General features: G+C 65.8%; 29 protein-coding genes and 1 tRNA gene. 13 read left to right on the top strand and 17 right to left on the bottom strand.

Annotated elements, in window-relative coordinates:
- Nucleotides 1–67 precede the first annotated feature (67 nt).
- The 3 genes from gshA to RT688_RS00645 are packed head-to-tail and all read left to right on the top strand — an operon-like array spanning nucleotide 68 to nucleotide 3,193.
- Entirely contained in the window at nucleotides 68–1,666 is a 1,599-nt protein-coding gene (gene gshA / locus RT688_RS00635) for a glutamate--cysteine ligase (protein WP_313702921.1), read from the top strand.
- Between the two features lie 12 nt (nucleotides 1,667–1,678).
- Nucleotides 1,679–2,713, top strand: coding sequence for a histone deacetylase family protein (locus RT688_RS00640; RefSeq protein ID WP_313702922.1), 1,035 nt, complete (start codon nucleotides 1,679–1,681; stop codon nucleotides 2,711–2,713).
- Nucleotides 2,714–2,740: 27 nt separating this feature from the next.
- Nucleotides 2,741–3,193, top strand: coding sequence for a GNAT family N-acetyltransferase (locus RT688_RS00645; protein ID WP_313702923.1), 453 nt, complete (start codon nucleotides 2,741–2,743; stop codon nucleotides 3,191–3,193).
- A 6-nt stretch (nucleotides 3,194–3,199) separates the two neighbouring features.
- Here the strand turns inward: RT688_RS00645 and RT688_RS00650 are convergent, their stop codons facing one another.
- The 3 genes from RT688_RS00650 to RT688_RS00660 form a co-directional block, all read right to left on the bottom strand.
- Entirely contained in the window at nucleotides 3,200–4,498 is a 1,299-nt protein-coding gene (locus RT688_RS00650; RefSeq protein ID WP_313702924.1) for an MFS family transporter, read from the bottom strand.
- A 158-nt stretch (nucleotides 4,499–4,656) separates the two neighbouring features.
- Nucleotides 4,657–5,091 carry an FKBP-type peptidyl-prolyl cis-trans isomerase gene (locus RT688_RS00655; protein WP_313702925.1) on the bottom strand — a complete coding sequence of 145 codons (435 nt, stop codon included), beginning with the start codon at nucleotides 5,089–5,091 and terminating at the stop codon, nucleotides 4,657–4,659.
- Nucleotides 5,092–5,375: 284 nt separating this feature from the next.
- Nucleotides 5,376–7,253, bottom strand: a complete 1,878-nt coding sequence (locus tag RT688_RS00660; protein WP_313702926.1) for a potassium transporter Kup — start codon at nucleotides 7,251–7,253, stop codon at nucleotides 5,376–5,378.
- Nucleotides 7,254–7,508: 255 nt separating this feature from the next.
- On the opposite strand from RT688_RS00660, the gene rarD reads away from it, so the two are divergent.
- From rarD to RT688_RS00675, 3 genes are all read left to right on the top strand, one after another.
- Nucleotides 7,509–8,384: an EamA family transporter RarD gene (gene rarD, locus RT688_RS00665; protein ID WP_313702927.1), complete on the top strand. Its 876-nt coding sequence runs from the start codon at nucleotides 7,509–7,511 to the stop codon at nucleotides 8,382–8,384.
- 84 nt (nucleotides 8,385–8,468) lie between these two features.
- Nucleotides 8,469–10,136 carry an energy-dependent translational throttle protein EttA gene (gene ettA, locus RT688_RS00670; protein WP_313702928.1) on the top strand — a complete coding sequence of 556 codons (1,668 nt, stop codon included), beginning with the start codon at nucleotides 8,469–8,471 and terminating at the stop codon, nucleotides 10,134–10,136.
- A 225-nt stretch (nucleotides 10,137–10,361) separates the two neighbouring features.
- Nucleotides 10,362–10,907, top strand: a complete 546-nt coding sequence (locus tag RT688_RS00675; RefSeq protein ID WP_313702929.1) for an REP-associated tyrosine transposase — start codon at nucleotides 10,362–10,364, stop codon at nucleotides 10,905–10,907.
- 117 nt (nucleotides 10,908–11,024) lie between these two features.
- Here the strand turns inward: RT688_RS00675 and RT688_RS00680 are convergent, their stop codons facing one another.
- Nucleotides 11,025–11,600: a porin family protein gene (locus RT688_RS00680; protein ID WP_313702930.1), complete on the bottom strand. Its 576-nt coding sequence runs from the start codon at nucleotides 11,598–11,600 to the stop codon at nucleotides 11,025–11,027.
- Nucleotides 11,601–11,784: 184 nt separating this feature from the next.
- The gene (locus RT688_RS00685; protein ID WP_313702931.1) at nucleotides 11,785–12,381 is read right to left on the bottom strand and encodes an alpha-ketoglutarate-dependent dioxygenase AlkB; all 597 of its coding nucleotides are present in this window, start codon (nucleotides 12,379–12,381) and stop codon (nucleotides 11,785–11,787) included.
- Nucleotides 12,382–12,434: 53 nt separating this feature from the next.
- Between RT688_RS00685 and RT688_RS00690 the strand changes: the two genes are divergently transcribed.
- A complete protein-coding gene (locus RT688_RS00690) occupies nucleotides 12,435–13,022 on the top strand; it encodes a molybdopterin-dependent oxidoreductase (protein ID WP_313702932.1) in 588 nt (195 codons plus the stop codon).
- A gap of 51 nt (nucleotides 13,023–13,073) precedes the next feature.
- On the opposite strand, the gene RT688_RS00695 is transcribed toward RT688_RS00690, so the two are convergent.
- From RT688_RS00695 to RT688_RS00725, 7 genes are all read right to left on the bottom strand, one after another.
- Nucleotides 13,074–13,436: a hypothetical protein gene (locus RT688_RS00695; RefSeq protein WP_313702933.1), complete on the bottom strand. Its 363-nt coding sequence runs from the start codon at nucleotides 13,434–13,436 to the stop codon at nucleotides 13,074–13,076.
- 124 nt (nucleotides 13,437–13,560) lie between these two features.
- The gene (locus RT688_RS00700) at nucleotides 13,561–13,938 is read right to left on the bottom strand and encodes an MAPEG family protein (protein ID WP_313702934.1); all 378 of its coding nucleotides are present in this window, start codon (nucleotides 13,936–13,938) and stop codon (nucleotides 13,561–13,563) included.
- 54 nt (nucleotides 13,939–13,992) lie between these two features.
- The gene (locus RT688_RS00705; protein ID WP_313702935.1) at nucleotides 13,993–14,826 is read right to left on the bottom strand and encodes a DUF2520 domain-containing protein; all 834 of its coding nucleotides are present in this window, start codon (nucleotides 14,824–14,826) and stop codon (nucleotides 13,993–13,995) included.
- Nucleotides 14,826–15,422 carry a DUF924 family protein gene (locus RT688_RS00710; RefSeq protein ID WP_313702936.1) on the bottom strand — a complete coding sequence of 199 codons (597 nt, stop codon included), beginning with the start codon at nucleotides 15,420–15,422 and terminating at the stop codon, nucleotides 14,826–14,828. Before RT688_RS00710 ends, RT688_RS00705 begins: the two co-directional genes overlap by 1 nt.
- 20 nt (nucleotides 15,423–15,442) lie before the next feature.
- Nucleotides 15,443–16,186, bottom strand: a complete 744-nt coding sequence (locus RT688_RS00715) for an MgtC/SapB family protein (protein WP_313702937.1) — start codon at nucleotides 16,184–16,186, stop codon at nucleotides 15,443–15,445.
- A gap of 31 nt (nucleotides 16,187–16,217) precedes the next feature.
- Nucleotides 16,218–16,481: a hypothetical protein gene (locus tag RT688_RS00720; protein ID WP_313702938.1), complete on the bottom strand. Its 264-nt coding sequence runs from the start codon at nucleotides 16,479–16,481 to the stop codon at nucleotides 16,218–16,220.
- A complete protein-coding gene (locus RT688_RS00725) occupies nucleotides 16,481–18,298 on the bottom strand; it encodes an aminopeptidase P family protein (protein WP_313702939.1) in 1,818 nt (605 codons plus the stop codon). The genes RT688_RS00720 and RT688_RS00725 overlap by 1 nt, the downstream gene beginning before the upstream one ends.
- 174 nt (nucleotides 18,299–18,472) lie before the next feature.
- Here RT688_RS00725 and RT688_RS00730 point away from each other — a divergent pair, with 174 nt between their 5' ends.
- Together RT688_RS00730 and RT688_RS00735 are read left to right on the top strand one after the other, a co-directional pair.
- Nucleotides 18,473–18,859, top strand: coding sequence for an MmcQ/YjbR family DNA-binding protein (locus tag RT688_RS00730; protein WP_313702940.1), 387 nt, complete (start codon nucleotides 18,473–18,475; stop codon nucleotides 18,857–18,859).
- 61 nt (nucleotides 18,860–18,920) lie between these two features.
- The gene (locus RT688_RS00735) at nucleotides 18,921–19,544 is read left to right on the top strand and encodes a hypoxanthine-guanine phosphoribosyltransferase (RefSeq protein ID WP_313702941.1); all 624 of its coding nucleotides are present in this window, start codon (nucleotides 18,921–18,923) and stop codon (nucleotides 19,542–19,544) included.
- Between the two features lie 64 nt (nucleotides 19,545–19,608).
- On the opposite strand, the gene RT688_RS00740 is transcribed toward RT688_RS00735, so the two are convergent.
- The 4 genes from RT688_RS00740 to RT688_RS00755 all read right to left on the bottom strand — a co-directional run bounded on the left by RT688_RS00740 (nucleotide 19,609) and on the right by RT688_RS00755 (nucleotide 22,333).
- Nucleotides 19,609–20,580 (bottom strand): nitronate monooxygenase family protein, encoded by a 972-nt coding sequence (locus RT688_RS00740; RefSeq protein WP_313702942.1) that lies wholly within the window; start codon nucleotides 20,578–20,580, stop codon nucleotides 19,609–19,611.
- Between the two features lie 84 nt (nucleotides 20,581–20,664).
- Nucleotides 20,665–21,705, bottom strand: a complete 1,041-nt coding sequence (locus RT688_RS00745) for an MBL fold metallo-hydrolase (protein WP_313702943.1) — start codon at nucleotides 21,703–21,705, stop codon at nucleotides 20,665–20,667.
- Complete coding sequence (locus tag RT688_RS00750; RefSeq protein WP_313702944.1) at nucleotides 21,705–21,908, bottom strand: DUF1289 domain-containing protein; 204 nt, start codon at nucleotides 21,906–21,908, stop codon at nucleotides 21,705–21,707. The genes RT688_RS00745 and RT688_RS00750 overlap by 1 nt, the downstream gene beginning before the upstream one ends.
- On the bottom strand, nucleotides 21,905–22,333 hold the full coding sequence (locus RT688_RS00755; protein WP_313702945.1) for a thioesterase family protein: 429 nt from the start codon (nucleotides 22,331–22,333) through the stop codon (nucleotides 21,905–21,907). Before RT688_RS00755 ends, RT688_RS00750 begins: the two co-directional genes overlap by 4 nt.
- A 137-nt stretch (nucleotides 22,334–22,470) precedes the next feature.
- Here RT688_RS00755 and RT688_RS00760 point away from each other — a divergent pair, with 137 nt between their 5' ends.
- Nucleotides 22,471–22,899, top strand: coding sequence for a CopG family transcriptional regulator (locus tag RT688_RS00760; RefSeq protein ID WP_313702946.1), 429 nt, complete (start codon nucleotides 22,471–22,473; stop codon nucleotides 22,897–22,899).
- Nucleotides 22,900–22,949: 50 nt separating this feature from the next.
- The gene (locus tag RT688_RS00765; protein ID WP_313702947.1) at nucleotides 22,950–24,080 is read left to right on the top strand and encodes a PHB depolymerase family esterase; all 1,131 of its coding nucleotides are present in this window, start codon (nucleotides 22,950–22,952) and stop codon (nucleotides 24,078–24,080) included.
- On the opposite strand, the gene RT688_RS00770 is transcribed toward RT688_RS00765, so the two are convergent.
- On the bottom strand, nucleotides 24,064–24,279 hold the full coding sequence (locus RT688_RS00770) for a cysteine-rich CWC family protein (protein ID WP_313702948.1): 216 nt from the start codon (nucleotides 24,277–24,279) through the stop codon (nucleotides 24,064–24,066). The two genes, RT688_RS00765 and RT688_RS00770, sit on opposite strands and share 17 nt — an antisense overlap.
- A gap of 170 nt (nucleotides 24,280–24,449) precedes the next feature.
- Between RT688_RS00770 and argB the strand changes: the two genes are divergently transcribed.
- Both argB and RT688_RS00780 read left to right on the top strand, forming a co-directional pair.
- Nucleotides 24,450–25,379, top strand: a complete 930-nt coding sequence (argB, locus tag RT688_RS00775) for an acetylglutamate kinase (RefSeq protein ID WP_312550487.1) — start codon at nucleotides 24,450–24,452, stop codon at nucleotides 25,377–25,379.
- A 75-nt stretch (nucleotides 25,380–25,454) separates the two neighbouring features.
- Nucleotides 25,455–25,529: transfer RNA gene (locus RT688_RS00780), tRNA-Thr, on the top strand.
- Nucleotides 25,530–25,546 lie beyond the last annotated feature (17 nt).

Genomic DNA, 25,546 nt, shown 5'->3' on the forward strand with positions numbered 1-25,546 from the left:
GACGCACAGTCCGTTTTTCGGTTACTCTCTGCACCAATCAAATAGGCAGTACAAGAAAGGAAACACTGTGTCGAACCAACTGACCCGCCGCCTGGCTCTGCTCGACGACGATGCGCACCGCGGCCTGCTGGGCCAGGGTTTGCGCGGCATCGAACGCGAAACCCTGCGCATCGACAGCCAGGGCCATCTGGCGCGCACGCCTCACCCGGTCCAGCTCGGCTCAGCCCTGACCCACCCGCAGATCACGACCGACTACGCCGAGGCGCTGCTCGAGTTCATCACCCCGGCCGAGCACGACATCGGCCTGGCCCTGCACCGCCTCGACGCGATCCACCGTTTCGCGTACACGAAACTGGGCGACGAGATGCTGTGGAGCGAATCGATGCCGGGCGAACTGCCGCCCGAGGAAGAGATCGAGATCGCCTGGTACGGCAAGTCGAACATCGGCATGCTCAAGCACGTCTACCGCCGCGGCCTGGCGCTGCGCTACGGGAAGGCCATGCAGTGCATCGCCGGCATCCACTATAACTACTCGCTGCCGGAACAACTGTGGCAGCTGATCCTGGCCAGCGAGGGCGTCCAGGAAGAGCGCCGCAACGCCCTGCGCGACTTCCAGTCCGAAAGCTACATCGCCACCATCCGCAACTTCCGCCGCTACAGCTGGCTGCTGATGTACCTGTTCGGCGCGTCGCCGGCGCTGACCAAGAGCTTCCTGCGCGGCCGCGCGCACGGGCTGGAAGAGCTGTCGCCCGACACGCTCTACCTGCCGTATGCCACCAGCCTGCGCATGAGCGACCTGGGTTACCAGAACGATGCGCAGTCCGGCCTGCGTCCGCACGAGAACAGCCTGGAAAGCTATGTGACGAGCCTGATGGACGCCGTCAACCGCCCCTACCCGCCCTACGAGGCGGTCGGCACCAAGAAGGACGGCGAGTGGATCCAGCTGTCGACCAACGTGCTGCAGATCGAGAACGAGTACTACTCGACGATCCGCCCGAAACGCGTGATCCGCACCGGCGAGCGGCCGGTGCAGGCGCTGTGCAACCGCGGCGTGCAATACATCGAGGTGCGCTGCCTGGACGTCGATCCGTTCGAGCCGGTCGGCGTCGGCATCGAGACCGGCCGCTTCCTGGACGCCTTCCTGCTGTTCTGCGCGCTCGACGAAAGCCCGCTGATCAGCGCCGCCGAAGGGCAAATCCACGCGCGCAACTTCGCCCGCACCGTGAAGGAAGGCCGCAAACCCGGCCTGACCCTGACGCGCGACGGCGAAGAGGTCGCGCTGCAGGCCTGGGCCGACGAACTGATCGAGCGCATCCGCCCGGTGGCGCAGCTGCTCGACGCCGAACACAACGAGGCGGGCGTGCACGAAGCCTCGCTGGCGCTGCAGAAGGCGAAGATCGCCGATCCAGGCAAGACGCCGTCGGCGCGCGTGCTGGAAGAAGTGCGCGAACTCGGTTCGGCCGCCGCCTTCGGCTTGCGCCAGAGCCGGCTGCACGCGGCATATTTCCGCGAAAGCCCGCTGATGCCGGCCGAGGAAGCCGCTTTTGCCGAGCAGGCCGCCGCCTCGCTGGCGCAGCAGGCGATCATCGAGCAGACCGACACCGGCAGCTTCGACGATTTCGTCGCGGCGTACAACAGCAGTACACTGTGCGGCAACCATAGCTGATCCGGGGATGCCTTGCTCACTTTTTACAACGAACACCATGCCCAGCACCGCGGGCGGCGCGAATGCCACAGCGGCGACATGGTGCCTTGTCGTGAAAAGCCCGAGCGCATCGACCTGGTGCTGGCCGAGCTGCAGCGGCGCGGGCTAGGCGAGATCGTCACCCCGCACCGGGTGCCGCTGGTCTCGCTGGAGCGCATCCACAGCCCGCGCTACCTGCACTTCCTGCGCAACGCCTGGAGCGAGTGGCTGGCGCTCGATCCGGCCAATGCGGACAGGGACGCCCTGCCCGCGAGCTGGCCGATCCGCGGCATGCGCGCGGACATCGAGCCGGACTGTTTTCACGGCCGGCTCGGCCTGTACTCGATGGACAGCGGCACGCCGCTCACGTCCGGCACCTGGAACGCGGCGAAAACCGGCGCCGACTGCGCCATCAACGCGGCCCACGCGCTGCGCCTGGGCGAACGCGGCAGCTTCGCGCTGACCCGCCCGCCGGGCCACCATTCCGGCGCCGACTTCTTCGGCGGCGCCTGCTTCCTGAATAACGCGGCCCTCGCCGCCCAGCACCTGCTCGACGACGGCTTGCAGCGCGTGGCGATCCTCGACCTCGACTACCACCACGGCAACGGCACCCAGGGCATCTTCTACGGCCGCAGCGACGTGCTGTTCGTCTCGATCCACGCCGACCCGCACAGCGACTACCCGTTCTACCTCGGCCACGCCGACGAAACCGGCAGCGGCGCGGGGCTCGGCTACAACATGAACCTGCCGCTGCCGCGCGCGGCCGGCGCGCAGCAGTGGATGGCGGCGCTGGAGACGGCCTGCATCAAGCTGGGCATGTTCGCGCCCGAGGCGCTGGTGGTCTCGCTCGGCGTCGACACCGCGGAAGTTGATGCCGGATTCGGCCTGCAGGGCGCGGACTTCCTGCGCATCGGCGAGCGCATTGCCTGGCTCGGCCTGCCGACCGCCTTCGTGTTCGAGGGCGGGCTGGGGCAGGACATCGGCATTCACACGGTCAACGTGCTCGAAGGCTTCGAGACGGCGGCCTGATTTTTCTTTACCTGATTGGAAACACACATGATCGAATGGCAGTGGTGCGGCTTCGCCGATTTGACCAACGCGCAGCTGTACGAAGTGCTGGCCCAGCGCCAGCAGGTGTTCGTGCTGGAGCAGACCTGCCTGTATCCGGACATCGACGGCTACGACCTCGACGCCCACCACCTGCTGGGCTGGCGCGACATCGGCGGCCGGCGCGTGCTGGTCGCCTACCTGCGCTGCCTGGCGCCGGGCGCCAAGTACGACGAGATGAGCCTGGGGCGCATCCTCACCACGAACGACGTGCGCGGCGCCGGGGTCGGGCGCGAGCTGGTCGCGCACGGCATCCAGTACGCCGAGCGCCTGCACCCGGGCCACCGCATCCGCATCGGCGCCCAGCAGCGCCTGGAGAAGTTCTACCAGGACTTCGGCTTCGAGACCGTCTCCGCCCCTTACGACGAAGACGGCATCCTGCACATCGACATGCTGCGCTGATGCGCCTTATTTCAACATGCCCGACTTGGTCGGGTCGGGCATGCGCAGCGACACGATGAAGGCGATCGCGCACATCACGCTGACGTACCAGTAGAAATTCGATTCCATCCCGGCCTGCTTGAACCACAGCGCCACGTACTCGGCCGAACCGCCGAAGATCGCGTTGGCCACCGCATACGACAGGCCGACGCCGAGGGCGCGCACTTCGACCGGGAACATCTCGGCCTTGATGAGGCCGCTGATCGAGGTGTACAGGCTGACGATGGCCAGCGCGCAGACGATCAAGACGCCGGCCATGAAGGGGCTGGCGACGCCGCGCAGGGCGGTCATGATCGGCACGGTGGCGATCGCGGCCAGTCCGCCGAACCACATCATCGAGGTCTTGCGGCCGATGCGGTCGGACAGCGAGCCGAACACCGGCTGCAGGCACATGTAGATCACCAGCACCACGGTCATGATCGCGCTGGCGGTCTTGGTGTCCATCCCGACCGTGTTGACCAGGTATTTCTGCATGTAGGTGGTGAAGGTGTAGAAGATCAGCGAGCCGCCGGCGGTGAAACCGAGCACGGTGATGAAGGCGCGGCGGTGGTCCCTCAGCAGCGCGGCGACGCTGCCGGCTTCCTTGCTCTTGCGTTCGGTGGCGCTGGTGGTCTCGGTCAGCGAGCGGCGCAGGTAGAGCGAGACCAGGGCCGCGCAGGCGCCCAGCACGAAGGGAATGCGCCAGCCCCAGGCCTTCAGTTCCGCCTCCGTCAACAACTGCTGCAGCACCACCAGCACCAGCAGCGCCAGCAACTGGCCGCCGATCAGGGTCACGTACTGGAACGAGGCGAAGAAACCGCGCCGGCCCGGCTGCGCCACCTCGCTCATGTAGGTGGCGCTGGTGCCGTACTCGCCGCCCACCGACAGGCCCTGGAACAGGCGCGCCAGCAGCAGCAGGACCGGCGCCGCGGTGCCGATCTGGGCATAGGTCGGCAGCACCGCGATCATCAGCGAGCCGCCGCACATCATGAGCACCGAGATCAGCATCGAGTTCTTGCGGCCGTAGCGGTCGGCGATGCGGCCGAACATCCAGCCGCCGATCGGACGCATCAGGAAGCCGGCGGCGAAGATGCCGGCGGTATTCAAGAGCTGGGTGGTCGGGTTCCCGGACGGGAAGAAAGCGGCCGAAAAGTACAGCGCGCAGAAGGAATAGATGTAGAAATCGAACCACTCGACCAGGTTGCCCGACGATGCGCCGACGATGGCGAAGACGCGTTGGCGCGGGGTGAGTGCTTCGATTTCCTGCGGGGTAATGTGTTGCGACATGCTCTCTGTGCTCCTTGGTTCGACGAACGCAGGCCATGCGGCCTTGTTACATCCTACACAAGGGAAAGGTGCGCACGGCACGTCGTAGGACGGGACGCCATCGGCGCCCGCCTGCCGGCCAGGAGATGGAAGCGGCGGGCCCCGGACCCACCCGGGCCTTACTCGACCTTCTGCAGCTCGACGTCGAACACCAGGCCGCTGTTCGGCGGGATCGGGCCGCGGCCATATTTACCGTAGGCCAGGCTCGCCGGAATCTGCAGGGTGCGCTTGCCGCCGACCTTCATGCCCGGCAAACCCTGGGTCCAGCCGGCGATCACCGCGTCCACGCCCAGCGTGAAGCTGATGGTGCTGGTCTCGAACTGGGTGCCCTTGTTGTCCGCCGCCGTAGTGCTGTACAGCCAGCCGGTGTACTTGACGGTCAGCTTCTTGCCGTTCACGGCCTCGGCGCCGGTGCCGACCACGGTGTCGATGATCTTCAGCGACGCCGGCACGCTGATGACCTCTTCTTCGGCATCGCCGCCGCTGCCGCCGCAGGCCGTCAGGCTCAGTACGGCCGCGCACGCGGCGGCCATCAGCGGAAACTTGAATCGCATTCTCTTCTCCCCGGATAAGTGTGCATATGTTTTGTAGGAAACACTGCACCTTACCCGAGGGCTGGAGGCGGATTTGTCCGTTTTTTGTAGCGTTTTTGTATAAAGAGCGCGCCAAGTACTCGACCAGAAATTAATGTGAATTTTGGCAAACAGAATCGGAGGTGCGGCTTGCCGAGGCGGTGCAAGGCGGCGAGTGCGCCGCAGTGCGAGCACTGCAAGCGCGAGCCAACGCAGCAACGCGCCGGTTATGGCAGCCAAAAACACATTTATTTTTGGGTGAGTACTTAGATTTCAACCTGGGTGCCGAGCTCGATGACCCGGTTCGGCGGGATCTGGTAATAGTCCGCCGCGGCGCGCGCGTTGCGCGACATGGTCGCGAACACGTGCTCGCGCCATGGCGCCATGCCCCGGCCCGGGGTCGAGATCACGGTCTGGCGCGCGATGAAGAACGAGGTCTCCATCATCTCGAACGTCAGGCCGAGCGTGGCGCAATGCGCCATCACGGCCGGAATGTCCGGCTCATCCTTGAAGCCGTAATGGATGTTGAGCTGGTAGCAGTGATGGCCCAAGTCGACCACCTGCACCTGCTCGGACAGCGCGACCCAGGGTTCTTCGCGGATGTGCACGGTCAGGAACACGACGCGCTCGTGCAGCACCTTGTTGTGCGACAGGTTGTGCAGCAGCGCGTGCGGCACGCCGTCGCTTTCGCCGCGCAGGAAGATGGCGGTGCCCGGCACCCGCGCCGGCGGCGCCACGAACAGGGAATCGAGGAAGGCGTCGAGCGGGATCGCGTGCTTTTCCAGGTTCTCGAACACCAGTTCGCGGCCGCGCTTCCAGGTCAGCATCGCGGTCAGCAGCACCGCGCCCAAGAGCAGCGGGAACCAGCCGCCGTGCAGCAGTTTCAGGGTGCTGGCCGAGAACAGCGCGATGTCCATCAGCATGAAGAAGCCGGTCGCGCCCACGCACACGATCAGCGGCAGGCGCCAGCGGTAGCGGGTGATGAAGAAAGTCAGCAGCGTGGTGGCGAGCATGGTCGCGGTGACCGCGATGCCGTAGGCGCCGGCCAGGCGGTCCGAGGAGCCGAAGCCGATCACGGCGATCAGGACGACGACCAGTTGCAGCCAGTTCACCGCCGGGATATAGATCTGGCCGATCTCGCTTTCCGAGGTGTGCATGATCCGCATGCGCGGCAGCAGGCCCAGTGCGATGGCTTGCTTGGTCATCGAATAGGTGCCGGAAATGGTGGCCTGGGACGCGATCACCGCCGCCATGGTCGACAGGATCACCAGCGGATAGACGCTCCAGGTGCCGAGCTGGTGGAAGAAGGGATTTTCCACCGCCGTCGGGTCGGTGATGAGCAAGCCCCCTTGCCCCAGGTAATTCAGGGCGAGGGCCGGGAACACGATCATGAACCAGGCCACGCGGATCGGCTTCTTGCCGAAGTGGCCCATGTCGGCGTACAGCGCCTCGGCGCCGGTCAGCGCCAGCACCACCGCGCCCAGCGCGACGAAGGCGATGAACCGGTTTTCCATGATGAAGCGCGCCGCGTGCAGCGGATTCAGCGCCTGCAGGATCACCGGCGCCTTGGCGATGTTGATCACGCCCATGATGGCCAGTGCGGCGAACCAGATGATCATCACCGGCCCGAACCAGCGGCCGATGCCGGCCGTGCCGTGACGCTGCAGGCTGTACAGGCCGACCAGCACCACCACCGCCAGCGGCACCACGTAATGCGACAGCGCCGGCGTCGCCACTTCGAGGCCTTCGATCGCGCCGAGCACGGAGATGGCCGGGGTGATCACGCTGTCGCCATAGAACATGGTGGCGCCGAACACGCCGACCACCATCAGCGGATAGTGCCAGCGCGAGGTGCGCGTGACGGAATTCAGGGTGAGCGCCATCAGCGCCATGATGCCGCCCTCGCCGCGGTTGTCGGCGCGCAGCACCAGCGTGACGTACTTGAGCGAGACGATCAGCGTCAAGCCCCAGAAGATCAGGGAGATAATGCCGAGCAGGTTGGGGGTGTTCAGCGCGAGGCCGTGGGTGGGGTCGAAGATGGTCTTGAGCGTGTACAGCGGGCTGGTACCGATATCGCCGTAGACGATGCCGACGGCAGCCAGCGTCAGCGCCGCCAGGCTGCTTTTGTTATTTTGCGACGTCAAGATTGCACCATATTGTTGTTCTGGTGCGGCGCACCATAAAATAACGACAAGAAAATTGCAAGCAGTATCGGCGGTCGACCGGGCTGCGCAAGCGGTCCCTGGCGGGAAGTGTTGCAAGTTTGCCCGAAGAGACGAGGGGCGGTCGCGCGTTAGCCCCGAAAGCCGGTCGTCCCGCGCCAAAATGGGGCGCCTCCGGCAAGCGCTCGCTACTTCGCCGATAATGCTGCACTGGCAACTTCCCTCATCCGATTTCCCATGCGTACCGGCATCTTTTCCGCCGCCCTGGCCTTCCTGTGCTGGGGCTTGTTCCCTTTATATTTCCACGCCGTCAAGGAAGTGCCTTCCATGCAGATCCTGGCGCACCGCATGATCTGGTCGCTCGCCTTCCTGCTGATCGTGCTCGCCCTGCGCCGCCAGTGGCGCTGGCTGGAGCAGGTGCGCCAGCCGCGCGTGTTCTGGAGCTTCGTCGCTTCCGCCCTGCTGCTCAGCGCGAACTGGCTGCTCTACATCTGGGCCGTCAACAACGGCCACGTGATCGAGGCCAGCCTCGGTTATTTCATCAATCCCCTGGTGAACATCATGTTCGGCTACCTGCTGCTGAAGGAACGCCTGCGCCGCGTGCAGTGGATCGCCATCGCGATCGCCGCCCTGGGCGTGGCCTGGCTGACCTGGCAATCCGGTTCGGTGCCCTGGATCGCGCTGTGCCTGGCGGCCTCGTTCGGCGCCTACGGACTGCTGCGCAAGACCGCCGCGCTCGGCGCCCTGGAAGGGCTGTCCTTCGAGACCATGGTGCTGTTCCCGATCGCGGCCATCTATGTCGGCTGGCTCACGCTGCATGGCGAAAATGCCTTCCTGAACACGCCGTCGGACAGCACGCGCTGGCTGCTGGTGGCGGCCGGCCCGATCACGGCCGTTCCCCTGCTGCTGTTCGCCAGCGGCGCGCGCCAGATTCCGCTGTCGATCCTCGGCCTGCTGCAATACCTGGCGCCGACCATCCAGTTCCTGCTCGGCGTGTGGCTGTTCAAGGAAGCTTTCACGGCCGACCGCCTGGTCGGTTTCGTGCTGATCTGGACGGCCTTGGTCCTGTTTGCGGGAGAAGGATTGATCCGGTCCCGGCAAAAGCGCGGCTGAATCTTTACATTTCGCGATAAAGGGTGTCTTTGGCGCCCTTCTATCGTATGCTGTGCACCTTGATTTACATAACAGTTACTTAAGATGGCAAATTACGTCTATACCATGAATCGCGTGGGCAAAATCGTCCCACCGAAGCGCCAGATTCTGAAAGATATTTCCCTGTCGTTCTTCCCGGGTGCGAAGATCGGCGTGCTGGGCCTGAACGGCTCCGGCAAGTCGACCCTGCTGAAGATCATGGCGGGCATCGACACCGACATCCAGGGCGAAGCGCGCCCGATGCCGGGCCTGAACATCGGCTATCTGCCGCAGGAACCGCAGCTCGACCCGGAAAAGACCGTGCGCCAGGAAGTCGAATCGGGTCTGGGCGAGGCCTTCGAGGCGCAGGCCAAGCTGGAAGCCGTGTACGCCGCCTACGCGGAAGAAGACGCGGACTTCGACGCTCTCGCCAAGGAGCAGGAGCGCCTGGAATCGATCATCGCCGCGGCCGATGGCGGCAACCTGAACCTGCAGATGGAAATGGCCGCCGACGCGCTGCGCCTGCCGCCGTGGGACCAGAAGATCGGCGTGCTGTCGGGCGGCGAAAAGCGCCGCGTGGCGCTGTGCAAGCTGCTGCTGTCGAAACCCGACATGCTGCTGCTCGACGAACCGACCAACCACCTGGACGCCGAATCGGTCGAGTGGCTGGAGCAGTTCCTGCTGCGCTTCCCGGGCACCGTGGTCGGCATCACCCACGACCGCTACTTCCTGGACAACGCCGCCGAATGGATCCTGGAGCTGGACCGCGGCCATGGCATCCCCTGGAAGGGCAACTACTCGTCCTGGCTGGAGCAGAAGGAAGCGCGCCTGAAGCAGGAAGAAGCGACCGAATCGGCGCGCCAGAAGGCGCTGGCCAAGGAACTCGAGTGGGCGCGCCAGAACCCGAAGGCACGCCAGGCCAAGTCGAAGGCGCGCCTGGCCCGCTTCAACGAACTGTCCGAATACGAATACCAGAAGCGCAACGAGACCCAGGAGATCTTTATCCCTGTGGCCGAGCGCCTGGGCAACGACGTCATCGAGTTCAAGAACGTCAGCAAGGCCTTCGGCGACCGCCTCTTGATCGACAACCTGTCGTTCACGATCCCGCCGGGCGCGATCGTCGGCATCATCGGCCCGAACGGCGCCGGTAAGTCGACCCTGTTCAAGATGATCGCCGGCAAGGAACAACCGGACAGCGGCGAAGTCGTGATCGGCCAGACCGCGAAAATCTCGCTGGTCGACCAGAGCCGCGACGAGCTGGCCAACAACAAGACCGTGTTCGAGGACGTTACCGGCGGCGCCGACCTGCTCAGCGTCGGCCGCTTCGAGATGCCGTCGCGCGCCTACCTCGGCCGCTTCAATTTCAAGGGCTCGGATCAGCAAAAGATCGTCGGCAACCTGTCGGGCGGCGAACGCGGCCGTCTGCACCTGGCCAAGACCCTGCTGCAAGGCGGCAACGTCCTGCTGCTGGACGAACCGTCGAACGACCTCGACGTGGAAACCCTGCGCGCGCTGGAAGACGCCCTGCTGGAATTCGCCGGCAGCGTGATGGTCATCTCGCACGACCGCTGGTTCCTCGACCGTATCGCGACCCACATCCTGGCCTTCGAGGGCAACTCGCAGGTGACCTTCTTCAACGGTAACTATCAGGAATACGAAGCCGACAAGAAGAAGCGCCTGGGCGAGGAAGGCGCGAAGCCGAAGCGCATCCGCTACAAGCCGCTGTCGAGCTAAGCCCACTTCTTGCTTTGGAATCTGGAATGCTTCCTTTGGAAGCATGAGGTGAATTAAAAACGCCCGGTACTGCGCCTGCAGTGCCGGGCGTTTTTTTACTTCCGGAAATGGATCGCGGTCGACGGCAGAGCATGTGTAGAATCGCCTGTTGATGAGGCTAAAAGTTCCCGCCTCCCATTTGCGCCAGTCGACATGGACCCCATCGTCGCTCGGCACACTTTGCCCATGACAGACTACCGCGACAACCGGGTCCCCGGTGGGACCTTCTTCTTCACGGTTCGGCTGCTCGACCGTGGCAGTTCCCTCCTGACGGACCATATCTCGGCCTTCGGCGACGCGATCCGCCAGGCGCGCGTGCGCCGGCCCTTCCACGTCGACGGCTGGGTCGTGCTGCCCGATCACGCCCACGCGATGTGGACGCTGCCGCCGGGCGACCACGACTGCTCGAGCCGCTGGCGCGCGGTGAAGATCGCGTTCTCGAAAGCCTTGCGCAAGGCGCAGTTGGGACATGCTCCCGAGGGCGCGATCTGGGAACGCCAGTACCAGCAATACCGCATCCAGGACGAGCGCGACTATGCGACCCTGATCGACTACATGCACACCAATCCCGTGCGCCACGGGCTATGCCAGGGCGCCTGCGACTGGCCCTGGTCCTCGCTGCACCGTTTCCTGGCCTCCGGTTTCGGCATGCCGGAATCGCTGGTGCTACCGCCCTGGACGCGGCCGCTGGCGCACCCGCCCGCGCCCTTGCACCTGGGAGCGCATCCCTGACACCGGCCGCGATGGGCGGACACGGGGTGTCCATGCATCGCTACCGGCACGATCGGCAGCAATGCCGGCAAAACAAAAGGGCCCCGCAGGGCCCTTTGTCGTTACGTCACGCGTCGATCAGAACTGGTACTTGGCACCGACGGTGAAGACGTCCGGCTTCGGACCGAAGTCCTTCTTCTTGCCGTAGCGCTCGTACTCGGCGATCAGCGACACTTGCTGGCTGACGTTGTACTGCATGCCCAGCGCACCATAGGCGCCGTTGTCGCTCTCGCTGCGGCTCAGGCCCGGGGTGGCCGAATCCAGCTCAGCCTTGGTGTGGGCCACGCCCAGCTTGCCGTAGACCGAGAACTTGTCGTTCAGCGGTGCGCGTGCGGTACCGGCGATGTAGGCGCCGTAGCCATCCGATTCGGTGGAGGCGGTGGTGCCGTTCAGGTTGTAGGTGCCGCGTGCCTTGCGGAAGTCGGTGTAGCCGGCTTCGACGCCGAAGTTGTCGTTCAGTTCAGCACCACCGAAGACTTTGCCCGAGAACTTGTAACCGTCGTTGTCGACCATGGCTGCGCCCGGGACGTTGTACTCACGGTCGGCACCGGATGCGCCGATACCGACGTAGGGGCGCGGGGTGATGGTGGACTGGGCCTGGGCGGCGGTCATGACGGCGGTACCTGCGATCAGTGCAAAAATGAGCTTTTTCATACGGAATCCTTTTTGACGTTTTTAGACTGGCTCGCCATTCCTAAGTGAATCGCGATGAGTCCAAGATAACACTGGTCAAAAGCTTAAGGCAGTGCCAATCCCGTAAGAACTGTAAGCAAACGTAACATAAATGACTTATGGTTCAGTTATTTTTGACGTCAGAATGACGTAGGAAGACGTCACATTAAGCGATGAACCGGAAGGTTAAATTAATGCGTTCTCCTAGGGAGCGCGTGGCTTTATGGATGCCGTGGAGCCAGTTACTTTGTAAGCTTCCACTCATCAATAACAAGCTGCCATCGTGCAGGTCGAGCTTGCGTGTGCATTTGTTGCGTTTATGCCGCAGTATGAAGCTGCGCGTGGCGCCAAGACTGAGCGACGCGATCGCCGGCTCCGGTCCCAGTTCGGGTTCGTCGTCGCTGTGCATGCCCATGCTGTCGCGTTCGTTGCGGTAATAGTTCAGCAGCACACTGTTGAAGCGGCAAGCACAGGCGGTCTCCACCGCCGCGCTTAGCTCGGCCAGCAACGGCGTCCACGGCAGCGGCTCGAGGCGCAGGCCGGAATAGGTATAGCTGGCGTCGCCGTACCAGGCAGTCAGGCGCGGCTGCAGGTGCTGCTTGCCGAACAGGACGATGCTGTCCTGGCGCCAGGGCGTCTCGTCGCGCAGGCGGCGAAACACCTCGTCGGTGGAGTACGGCAGGGGCAGGCGCGCCATCAAGGCCAGCGCGCCGTCCTCGATGGGTATCGGCACCAGCGTGCCGGGAGAGTCGAACAGGTCCATTCGGCAACTTTAACGCTTATCATGTGCTTTCCTCCACACCGACGATACACCGCATGCACAAACGCGCGTTCTTCGGCGCGGCGCTGGCAACGGCCGCTCTGCCCTCCCTGCCCGCCATGGCGGCGTCCAAGGCCGCGCCAGTCAAGGGTCCGGCGCTGTTGACCATCACCGGCGCGATCACGCGCCCGAACCGCGGCGCGCTCGATCCCGCGCTCGACCAGATGATGGCCAAGCACAAGCTGGCGTTCGCCAGTGCCTGCGCGCTCGACTTCGACGCACTGGCGCGCCTGCCGGCGCACACCATCCGCCCGACGCTGGAATACGACGGCAAGCCGCACACCTTGCGCGGACCGCTGCTGCTGGACGTATTGGCACTGGCTGGCGCGACACTGCATGACGCCACGCGCCTGGCGCTGCGCGCGGTCGACGGCTATGCGGCCGTGATCGGCGTGCGGCAGGCGCGCGCGCAGCGTTTCATCGTCGCCACCCACCTGGACGGCGCGCCGATGGCCCTGGGAGGACTGGGACCCTTGTGGGCCGTGTTCGACGCCGACCGGGTGCCGGAGATGGCGGCGCTGCCGGTCAACCAGCGCTTTGGCGCCTGCCCCTGGGCGCTCTACCACATCGAGGTCGGTGTTTAAAGACGTTTGGAGCGCCGGACAAAATTGTCAGGGCAGTTTTGTCAGGTGCTCTCAGGCGTAGGCTTCGGCCATCGTCATGATGCGCGGCGCGACGGCAATGCCGACGTGGCCGAACAGGGTGTCGATGGCGGCCAGGTTCGCGCTGCACTCCTCGGCCTTCCAGCCCTTGAACAGGTCGGTGCCGTCCTTCTCGAAGTGCAGGTCGAGCACGCGGCCACCGTCGCGGTGGGTATAGCTCTTCTGGTAAAAACCCTTGAAGCCCAGCTCGGCCAGGGCCGCGAGCACCGAATGCGGCGGATTGTCGGGATCGGTCGCGAGATACACGCCAAAGGTCTTGCCCGGCGGTTTCGCGGCGACATCGACTTCATAGATGCCCGGCGCCCTGGTGCTGGCGGTACTCTTCAAAAACAACATGCTGCCTCCTGCGTCGAACCGGCCCGGGTGCGACGCGCACCAGCCGCCAGGTATTGACGTTTTCAGCAGACAAGCTTATTTCTGTTTGGGGACTTTGTCGATGCCTGGGCGCAATATTGTTGCTCTAGTGCATCAATAAACCAACGACCGTGGCCGCGACCAGGGCGCCGCATGCCACCATGCCCAGTACGAAGCCGAGTTCGCGCTTGGCGGGATCGCGGTAATAGCCGAGCGCATACAGGATGCGCGCGACGCACCACAGCAGGCCGCCGGCCGCCGCCCAGGCGTCGCCCAGGTACCAGGCGCACAGCCATAGCGGCACCAGCACCAGCGGCAACTGTTCGAGCGTGTTGGCCTGCACCCGCTGGCGGCTCTGGAAGGCCTCGGGCCCTTCCATCGACGGCGCCGGCACCTTGTAGCGCACGCGCGCCATGCCGGCAACCACGCCGGTCCAGAAATACACGCCAAGCACGGCCAGGGTGGCCCAGGCACTCAGGTACATCGATACTCCTCGTTCGTTCGACAGGACAATGCGCGCAGGGCGCATGAAAATGAATTAGGGTTCGCCGCGCCGCTTGCGCTCGGCGAGCAGGGTGGTCGCCTCGACCAGGGCTTCGTACAGGCGCCCGGTCGGCGCATCCCAGTGCGAGACGGCCGCCTGCTGGCGCGCGACGGTGGCGACGTCGCCGCGCGCGACCGGGCCGCTGAGCGCGGCCGCCGGGCCAAGCCGGAACACGTTGGCGAGCGACTCGCTGGCCAGCGGACGGGCCAGTTCGCGCGCCACCTCCACCGGCACGCCGGCGGCGGCGTAGGCGCGCAGCGCGGCGTCGAGCACCGTGACCAGGTAGTTCGAGGCGAACACGGAAGCGGCGTGGTAGACCGTCTTGGCGGCGGCGTCGATAGTCACCAGCTGCGCGCCGATCGCCTCGAAAGCCGGGGCCAGTCGCGCCAGCGCCTCGGGGTCGCCTTCGACCCCGCACCAGGTGCCGGCGAATGCGGCGGCGACGCCTGCCGGATCGGCGAAGCTGCGCACCGGGTGCACGCTCGCCACCAGCGCGCCGGCCCGGCTCGCCGCCTGCAGTTCGCCGGAGGCCTTGGCGCCGCTGCAGTGGAAGACGGTGGCGTTGTCAAACAGGCCGGCTGAGGCCAGCGCCGCGCACGTGGGCGCGATCTGGTCGTCGCCGACGGCCAGCATCCAGACCTGCGCCGGGCGCAAGTCGGCCACCTGTGCCACCGCGCGGCCGGCGCCGATGAAGGCGGCCGCCGCGCCGGCGCTGCCCGTCGAGCGCGTCAGCACGTCCTGCACCGCGAACACGCCGTGCGCCGCGAACAGGCGGCCCAGGGTGCGGCCGACGTGCCCGGCGCCGACGATGTTCAGGGTAGGCGTCATCAGAAGCCGGCGCCGGGCTGGCTCAGGTACTGCAGCTCGTCGGGGGTCGAGGCGCGGCCGAGGATGGGATTGCGGTGCGGGAAGCGGCCGAAGCGGGCGATCACGCCGCGATGGCGGTGCGCGTAGTCGAGCATCTCGGCGAAGCCCCCGTGTTCGCTCGCCAGTTGCGTGAACAGGTCGACCGCGCATTGCTGCATGCGCGCGTCTTCGGCGTGCTCGAAGGGCATGTAGGCAAAGGCGCGCTGCTGCGGCTCGAGGCTGCGGTCGGCGCCGCTGTCGACCAGCTGCCGCGCGGCCGCCAGCGCCAGCGTGTCGCCGGCAAACGCGCCCGGCGTGTCGCGGTGGGCGTTGCGGGTGAACTGGTCGAGCACCAGGATGCGCGCCAGCGTGCCCTGCGCGCCGTGGTCGATGTCCCATTCGCGCAGGCCGCCGGCGATCGCCTGCGCGATCGCCGCGCCGAAACGCTCGCGGATCTGCGCGTCGAAGGCCGGGTCCTTGCGGAACCATTCGGGCCGCGCCTTGCCGTAGCCGGCATCGTCGCGCGGCAGGAACCAGAAATCGAGTACGTCTTGCGCCTTCATATCGGAGTGTCCCATCGGAATATTTTTAATTGTTGTCAGTTGCGGGCGTGCGAAAGCTGGAAGCCCTCGACGCCCTCGAAGGCGGCCAGTTCGGCCGCCAGTTCGGTGAGCGTGGCGCGGTTGTGGCGCGACAGCGCCAGCGCGACGAAACGCCATTCCTGGCGCCCGCCGCTGGCCATGATGGTCAGCGAGCTGCCGGCGATCTGGTAGCCGCGCTCGAGCGCTGCTTCGCGCAGCGCGTCTTCCTTGGGCAGGAAATTCTCCCTGAAACGCAGCATGACCGCCACCGCGCGCCGCGAGGGCAGCACCGCCTCCACCCGGTTCAGGTAGATCATGATCATCGCCGCGAAAAAGGCCAGGCCCATCGCGGCCAGGTAAAAGCCGACGCCGACCAGGATCCCGATCACCGACGAGCCCCAGATCGAGGCCGCCGTGGTCAAGCCGCTGATGTTGAAACCCTCGCGCATGATGACGCCGGCGCCGAGGAAGCCGATACCGGTGACCACGCCCTGCATCACACGGGTCGGGTCGACCGGCGCGATGGCGCCGACGCTGCCGCCGTACCACATCTCCGGATAGCCGCTGACGATGGTCAGCGCGGCCGAGGCCATGCACACCAGGCCATAGGTGCGCATGCCGGCGGCGCGGCCGTGGTAGGAACGCTCGTAGCCGACCAGCAGGCCCAGCAGCAGCGCGCCGGCCAGGTGCAGCAGGATCACGCCGTTGGTGGCGATCTCGGAAGGCGACCAGTACGGAGCCAGCAGTTCCCACGTCGTCATGACAGTCTTTCGTAATACTGCGCGCAGCAGCTCAGGGCTTGTTCTTCCGGACCAGCTGCTTTTCGAAGGCGGCGTCGTGCTTGCTGATGCGCTTGACCTCCTGCGGACCGAGGCCGTTCACGAAGGCGACGAACTCGTCCAGCTCGAGCGGCGCGCACAGCGGCGGCGCGCCGGGCGACTCGGACAGGAAGAACAGGCCGTCGCCGGTGCGCGCCATCGAATACGCGGTATTGCCGGTGCGTTTCTTCAGGCGCTCGACGGCGGCGCTGGCGCGGGTGGAGCGGGCGGAAGCCATCAGACGGCCCTCGTGCGCAGTTCCAGCCATTCGCGCGCCGCGCCCTGCACATGCGGCAGCAGGCGTTCGCGCACGGTGGCGTGGTAGTCGTTCAGCCATTGCACTTCGTGCGGATGCAGCAGCGCCATGTCGAGGCAGCGCGTGTCGATCGGACACAGGGTCAGCGTCTCGAAGCGCAGGAACTCGCCGAACTCGCCGCTGGCAGCGGGCACGTTGAGCACCAGGTTCTCGATGCGGATGCCCCAGCGGCCCGGCTTATAGATGCCCGGCTCGTTCGAGGTGATCATGCCCGGCTCCATCGCCGTGTGCGGGTCCGGCGCGGCCGACGGCGAAATCACCTGCGGCCCCTCGTGCACGTTCATGAAATAGCCGACGCCATGGCCGGTGCCGTGGCCGTAGTCCACGCCGGCGGCCCAGATCGGGGCGCGCGCGATCGCGTCCAGCATCGGGCCGCGGGTGCCGCGCGGGAAGTGGGCCATCGACAGCGCCATCATCCCTTTCAGCACCAGGGTGAAGTCGCGCTTGTGCTCAGCCGTGATGGTTCCCACCGGGACCACGCGCGTGATGTCGGTGGTGCCGCCCAGGTACTGGCCGCCCGAGTCGATCAGCAGCAGGCCGTCGCCCTCGATGGTCGAATGGGAAGCCTGGCTGGCGCGGTAGTGCATGATCGCGCCGTTGGCATTGAAGCCGGCGATCGTGTTGAAGCTGGGGCTGACGAAACCCGGGCGGCGCGCACGCGCCGCGGTGATCTGTTCGTCGATGGTCAGCTCGGTGATCGGCGCGCGCTGCGGGTTGGCCAGGGTCGCTTCGAGCCAGGCGAAGAATTCGCACAGCGCCGCGCCGTCCTGTTCCATGGTGGCGCGCACGTGCGCGACCTCCGCCTCGCTCTTGCGCGACTTGGCGAACGTCGTCGGGTTGATCGCTTCCACCACGCGCACCGTGTCCGGCACCGCGGCGCGCATGCCGGCGGTGACGCGGCGCGGATCGAGCAGCAGGGTGCTGCCGGCGGGCAGCGCGGCGAGGGCCTCGGCGGCCTGGGCATAAGGCGCCAGGCGCACGCCGTCGGCAGCCAGGCGCGCGCGCAGTTCCTCGGAGGCTTTGCCTTCGGCGACGAACACGGTCGCGCCATCGCGCTCGACCAGGGCGTGGGCCACGAACACCGGATTGAAGTTCACGTCCGAACCGCGCAGGTTGAACAGGTAGCCGATGTCGTCCAGGGTCGAGATGAAGTGGCGCTCGGCGCCGAGCCTGTCCATCTCGGCGCGGGTCGCGGCCAGTTTATCCGCGCGCGACATGGTCGCATACGGCGCCGCGTGCTCGTACAGCGGGTCGAGCGGCAGGCCGGGACGGTCAGTCCAGATCTCGTCGAGCAAATCGAGGTCGGTGCGCAGCTTGACGCCGCGCGCGCCCAGGGCCTCGCCCAGCAGGCGCGCCACGGCCAGGCCCAGCACGCGCGCGTCGACCGCGACCGTCTGGCCCGGCTGCATGTTGGCCGCCAGCCAGTCGATGTGCAGCAGGCTCGCGCCCGACGGGATCTTCATCAGCGCGATCTCGCTGCCGGCCAGTTCGGTTTCGGCTTGCGTCCAGTAGCGGCCATCGGTCCAGACCCCGGCGAAGCCGGCGGTGGCGATGAAGGTGCCGACCGATCCGGTGAAACCCGACATCCATTCGCGGCCCTGCCAGCGGCGCGGCAGGTATTCGGACAGGTGGGGGTCGCTCGAGGGCACGATGAAGGCGTCGATGCCGTGGCGCGCCATCGCGGCGCGCAGCTGTTCCAGGCGGGCGGCGCGCTGGACCGTGGAGTCATTCGTGGACATGGCTTGCTTGGAGGTTAGACAAGCCACGTATGATACGCCGCAAACCGCGACAATGGCGCAGACGAATCTTGCGTTAAAACATCGAAATGCATCCGCCCTGCCCCGGGCGCGGTAAACTCGGGGAAACGAACAACGAACACGCTGCGCAAGGACGCGGCGGGAGGAGACGACAACATGGATTTCGAGGCCGCCAAGGCGCTGTGCCGCAGCTTCCCCGGCTGTACCGAAGACACCAAATGGGGCGACGACCTCGTATTTTCGGTGGGTGCGAAGATGTTCGCGGTGACGCGCAACACGGCGCCGGCCCGCGCGATGAGCTTCAAGGTCGAGGATGCGCGTTTCCTGGAACTGACCGACCGTCCGGGCATCGTTCCCGCACCTTACCTGGCGCGCGCGCACTGGGTACAGGTCGAGGCCGGCGCCGCCTTGTCCGACGAGGAAGCCGCGCAGCTGCTGCGCCGTTCCTACGAGCTGGTGTTCGCCAAACTCACGAAGAAACTGCAGCGCGAAATTCATGACAAGCACAGCGACAAGCCTGCCGGCGACATCCTATCCAACTGAAACCGCATTGCGGCCGGAGTTGTCGCATAATCACCAAGAAACTTTATTGACCGGAATGACCATGCAAGACTATCACCACGCCCGTGCCCGCGCCCTGCTTGCCAATGCGCGCCAGATCGTCAGTCCCGAAGAAGTGCAGGCCGCCGTGCGGCAAGTGGCCGATGTGCTCAACACGCGCTTCGGCAATCCCGACAACCCCAGCTTCCCGCTGGTGCTGGGCGTGATGGGCGGCGCCGTCGTCTTCACCGGCACCCTGCTGCCGCAGCTGCGCTTCCCGCTCGAATTCGACTACATCCACGTGAGCCGCTACGGCGACGACGACCGCGGCGGAGAAGTGCAGTGGAAGGTCATCCCGCGCAAGGACGTGGCGGGCAAGACCATCGTGGTGGTCGACGACATCCTCGACGAGGGCGAGACCCTGGCCCACGTGAAGCAGCGCCTGCTCGACATGGGCGCCGCCGAAGTCATCGTTGTCGTGTTCGCGGACAAGAACATCGGCCGCGCGAAACCGATCCAGGCCGACATCACCGGCCTCACGCTGCCGAACGAGTTCGTGGTCGGCTTCGGGATGGACGTCTACGGCTACTGGCGCAATTTGCCGGGCCTGTGGTCGATCCGCCCGGAAGACCTGAGCGTGGAACCGGCCCCGCCGTATCCGGTGCCGGACGCGAAGCCCGACGCATGATTCGTAGCGTGGGCGGATCTTCCGCCCACGCGGTGATCGCGGATGTGCGATCAATCCATCGGCTTTACCGCGCGCCCGCAATCCCCAACCGCGCACGCGCCGCCTCGTACTCGGCCTTCAGGCGCTCGACCATCTCGGCGACGCTCGGCACGTCGTCCATCAGGCCCACGCCCTGGCCGGCGCCCCAGATGTCGCGCCAGGCCTTGGCCTTCGAGCTGCCGTCGCCGAAGCTCATCTTGCTCTTGTCCGATTCCGGCAGCGCTTCCGGATCGAGACCGGCATTCACGATCGATTTCTTGAGGTAGTTGCCGTGCACGCCGGTGAACAGGTTGGTGTACACGATGTCGGCCGCGCTCGATTCGACGATGGCGTTGCGGTAGTCCTCGCTGACGTTCGATTCCTTGGTCGCCAGCCAGCGCGAGCCGATGTAGGCGAAGTCCGCGCCCATCGCCTGGGCGGCCAGGATGGCGTCGCCGGTGGCGATCGAGCCGGACAGCGCGATCGGGCCCTTGAAGAATTTGCGCACTTCGCCGACCAGCGCGAACGGCGACAGCGAACCGGCGTGGCCACCCGCGCCCGCCGCCACCAGGATCAAGCCGTCGACGCCGGCTTCCAGCGCCTTTTGCGCGTGGCGGATCGAGACCACGTCGTGCAGCACGATGCCGCCGTAGCCGTGCACGGCGTCGAGCATCTCCTTCGGCGGCGCGCGCAGCGAGGAGATGATGATCGGCACCTGGTGCTTGACGCAGACCGCGACGTCCTGCTCGAGGCGCACGTTGGAGGCGTGGACGATCTGGTTGACGGCGATCGGGCCGACGATGGCGTCCGGGTTCGCTTCCTTGTATTCGGCCAGCTCGCGCTGCAGGTCGGTCAGCCAGGTGTCGAGCAGCTCGGCCGGGCGGGCATTGAGCGCCGGGAAGGAGCCGACGATGCCGGCCTTGCACTGGGCGGCCACGAGGGCCGGACCGCTGGCGATGAACATCGGCGATGCGATGACGGGAAGGGACAGGTTTTGCAGTACGGTAGGCAAGGTCATGGGCGCTCTCGGCAAAGTTGATCGGACCAGCTGGTCGATTATAGTGTTAAAAAAGCACGGTCGTGCTAGATTTTGCGCTCTAATTCAAGCGTCGACCAGGAATTCGCCGTCGATGCGGGCGGCTTTGGCGCGGACCAGGGCGTTCATGGCCCAGGTGGCGAGGTCGTGCCAAACGTCGTTTACAGGCATATCGGTATGCGAACGGTCATTGAACGCGTGGACGGCAGAGCCGTCCACCCTACGGGTCTGTGCGATGACCGAATCGATTGGCATGCGTTGCGACGTAGGGTGGACGGGTTCCCCGTCCACGCGTCCAACCAGCCTTGAAACAGCCGCGACCACCGGAATCGACGCCAGCAACGCCGGCAACGCAGCCAGGACAATCCGCTGCCGTTCCAGCAACAAGAATTTCACCAGCACCTTGACCGCGTTCTCCGCATTGCGCCGCGGATCGGCCGCCAGGTAATCGAGCCGCGAACAGGCCCGCTCCAAAGCCGCGCGCACGTCGCCGAACACCCGGCCATGCCCCGGCACCACCACACGCGCGTCGAGCGTGCCGATCAGGTCGAGCGTGGCACGCACCTCGTCGAAGCCCGGCTCGCCCGCCAGTTCGGGGAACACCACGCCGAAGCCGTTCTCCCACAAGGCGTCGCCCGAGATCAGCACGCCCTCCTGCGCGCAAAACAGCAGCAGCGCGTGCGGATCGTGGCCCGGCGCGCCCAGCACCTGCCAGCGCAGCCCGCCCAGGTCGAGTTCGTCGCCCGGCGCCAGCACGGCGTCGAAAGCGAAGCGCGGGCATTGCTGGCCGGTGGCGCGGTAGCTCAAGGCCCCTTCGTCCCAAGCGGCGACCTTGCCGGCCTCGGCCACCGGAATCGCCGTATGGCAGCCGTGTGCCGCCTGCAGCGCCGCGTTGCCGCCGCAGTGGTCCGAATGCAAATGGGTGTTGAGCAGGCGCCCGAGCCGGCGTCCACCAAGGGCGTGATCGACCAGCGCCAGCGTCTGCGGCGCATGCGTGACGTAGCCGCTGTCGACCAGGGCGGTGTCGGGACCGCTGAAAAGGATGTTGTTGGACGATAGCCAGCCGCGCTCGAACACCTGCATGGTGGCGGGCAGGCGCGGCGTCATCAACCGAAGTCCAGTTCGGATTCGCGGCGGCGGATTTCCTTCCAGACCGCGCGTTTGTAGTCGTCGCCCGCCGTGCCCCAGGCGACGATCTCGTCGATCGTGCGCATGCAGCCGCGGCACAGGCCGGTCGCCTTGTCCATCTCGCACACGTTGATGCAGGGAGAAGGCACCGGCGTCTGCAGCTCGGGTTGGGAAAGGCTCATGCCGCGCCTCCCGCGCTCTTGCGCGCCACGCGCGCATTGAAACGTTCCGTATCGATCACGCAACGCTCATGCGTGCCTTCGCAAATGCGTTCGACATCGTCCCAGGCCTCGACCTTGAAACGCACGCGTTGTCCTGCCACTTCCGTGACCTCGCCACGGATCGTCAAGGTCAGGCCGGGCGGCGTCGGCGCCAGATGCTGGAAATTCACCATGGTGCCCAGGCTCTGCTCCTGCGGCCAGTCGAGGTAGGGCAGCATGCCGTTCAGGCAGGCCAGCTCCATCATGCCGACCATGTAGCCGGTGGCCAGCACGTCGGGCATGTCGCGGCAAAACGGCGTGTCGTGGTAGAGCGCGGGGACGGTGGCGCGCGGCGGCACTGTATAGCGCCATTCGAAGCGCAGGCCGGGTTGCAATTCTGGACTCATGGGCGAAGAGATTACCCGATTCAAACGAATTGCGCTTGACCCTCAGGCTGAGAAGCGTACACTGAGTGCTCGATTCACCATCCAGCTGGATGGTGAATGGATGGTAAAAATGCATGGTGCGAAAGGATGGTGTAAGGATGGGCGGCCAAATTGTCAAAGCCAACGAGCCAAAACCGAAGGTGGCGGACACCGAAAAAATCACGATCAACCTGGGCATGATCGATCTGGGCCAGATCGACCTGTTGGTCAGCGAAGGGTTTTACAGCAACCGCACCGACCTGATCCGCACGGCGATCCGCAACCAGCTCAATGCGCATGCCGACGTAGTGCGGCAAACCGTCGCCCGCCGCAGCCTGGTGCTCGGCATGCACCATTACTCCCGCGCCGACCTGGAAGCGGCGCAACAGGCGGGTGTCCGCCTGCAGATCCAGGTGCTGGGCATGGCCAGCATCGCCAGCGACGTGTCCGTCGAACTGGCGCTGACCACCATCGACTCAATCACGGTGCTCGGGGTGCTCCACGCAAGCAATACCCTGAAAGCCGCACTGGCAGAGCGCATTCGCTAGAAACGAAGCGCCTGCCAAGCGCCCGCCGAGGCGAACGGAAAGGAAGCTACATGAAATTGAATAACAAACTGCTGGCGCAAATGCGTGCCGCAACCCGCCACCTGATGGACCGTCAACCGGTCGACACGAGCAAGGTCATCGAGGATGCATTGAACAACGCCTCGGCCATGACCCAGGCCGCCCAGGAGCGGATGCGCAACCTGTCGCCCCTGCATGGCGGCGTGGCGCCGGGCGCGCACAACACCGACATGCACGACATGCTGGCTGAACTCAGCCGCAACCTGGCCAGCGGCTCAGGCAGCGGTTTCAGCGGCGGCGGCTTCGCCGCCAACGAGCCGGCGCCGCTGCTGCCCGGCAGCTTCAGCGACGGCAGCTACACCAACGCGGCCGGCACCCGCGGCTACAAGCTGTACGTGCCCAGCACCTACGCGGGCACGCCGGCGCCGCTGCTCGTGATGCTGCACGGCTGCACCCAGGATCCGGACGACTTCGCCAAAGGCACGCAGATGAACATGCTGGCCGAGGAAATGGGCTGCCTGGTCGTGTATCCGGCGCAGTCGCGCCAGGCCAACGCCTCGCGCTGCTGGAACTGGTTCAACGACGCCGACCAGCAGCGCGACCGCGGCGAACCCTCGATCATCGCCGGCCTCACCCGGCAAATCATGGGGGAGTACGCGGTCGACCCGGCCCAGGTGTTCGTGGCCGGGCTGTCGGCCGGCGGCGCGATGGCGACCATCATGGGCACGCTCTACCCCGAGCTGTACGCGGCGGTCGGCGTCCATTCCGGCTTGCCCTTCGCCTCGGCGCACGACCTGCCGTCGGCGATGGCGGCCATGAACGGCGACTTCCGGCGCCGGCAGCAGCCGGGCCGGCCGATCCCGATCATCGTCTTCCACGGCGACCAGGACCGGACCGTGCACCCGGCGAATGGCGACGAACTGATCGCGCCGGCGCGCGACAGCGCCGAGGCGATGGCGGTGGAACCGGGCCGCGTGCCGAACGGCCACGCCTACACCCGCACCACGCACAAGCGCGCCGACGGCCGCGTGCATGCCGAGCACTGGCTGATCCACGGCGCCGGCCACGCCTGGTCGGGCGGCAGCGCCCATGGCAGCTATACCGACGGGCGCGGGCCGGACGCCAGCCGCGAGATGATGCGCTTCTTCAGGACCCAGAAGTAGGCGGCGCCTCGCCCCCGGCCGGCTGGCCGGCGCGCGTGCGTTCGTCGATGTGCGCGCGCAGGCAGGCCGGGCACCAGCAGCTGGCGTCCACGCCGGGCACCGGCAGCGCCGGCGGCAATTCGGTGCACCAGCAGGGGCCGGCGCCACCGTCGACCATGGCGCAGCCGAAGCTGGCGCCGCAGCGGCGGCAAGTACTCATCGTGCTGCCTCGCGACAGGTTTCTTTCGTCATGTGTAATATCGTCCAAGCATCCATCGGCGGCCATCCCCGGCCGGTCACACCGTAAAATACAACAAGACCGCCATATAATGCCCACAGGGGTGGGCGTGTTGCCTGTAAAATCTCCGCCACATTTATTTCGGACTCTCCATGAACGCTCAGTTGACCAGCCTGAAGACCGACGACCAATCGAGTGACCTGACTGCGGTCTCGCCGCAGATCAAGGCACAGATCCTGGCCGAGGCGCTTCCCTACATCCGCAATTTCCACGGCAAGACCATCGTCATCAAGTACGGTGGTAATGCAATGACCGACGAGCGCCTGAAGCACGGCTTCGCGCGCGACGTGATCCTGCTGAAACTGGTGGGCATGAATCCGGTCGTGGTGCACGGCGGCGGTCCGCAGATCGACAACGCGCTCAAGAAGATCGGCAAGCAGGGCACCTTCGTGCAAGGCATGCGCATCACCGACGAGGAAACCATGGAAGTGGTCGAGTGGGTGCTGGGCGGCGAAGTGCAGCAGGACATCGTCATGCTGATCAACCACTACGGCGGCCAGGCGGTCGGCCTGACCGGCAAGGACGGCGGCCTGATCCGCGCACGCAAGATGAGCATGCCGGACAAGGACAAGCCGGGCGAATTCCTCGACATCGGTTTCGTCGGCGAGATCGAGGCGATCAATCCGGCGGTGGTCAAGGCGCTGCAGGACGATGCCTTCATCCCGATCATCTCGCCGATCGGCTTCGGCCAGGACGGCCAGGCCTACAACATCAATGCCGACGTCGTCGCCGGCAAGATCGCCGAGATCCTGAAAGCCGAAAAACTGATCATGATGACCAACATCGCCGGCGTGCAGGACAAGGCCGGCAACCTGGTCACCGACCTGTCGGCGCGCGAGATCGATGAGATGTTCGCGGACGGCACGATCTCGGGCGGCATGCTGCCGAAGATCTCGTCGGCACTGGACGCGGCCAAGTCGGGCGTCAATACCGTGCACATCATCGATGGCCGCATCGAGCACTCTTTGTTGCTGGAAGTCTTGACCGAACAGGCTTTTGGCACTATGATCCGGTCGCACTAAGATTTTCGGCGACACTAGTCGCCGTCACGGCGGGCTTCGCCCGCCGCGATCTTCGCGAAAATCTCGTTTCTACCAGCCCTTGTAGCTCAGTGGTAGAGCACTCCCTTGGTAAGGGAGAGGCCACGTGTTCAATCCACGTCAAGGGCACCACCTCCCGGCAGCACCCT

It is taken from the genome of Massilia sp. (genome assembly GCF_032106685.1).
Lineage (GTDB): Bacteria > Pseudomonadota > Gammaproteobacteria > Burkholderiales > Burkholderiaceae_D > Telluria.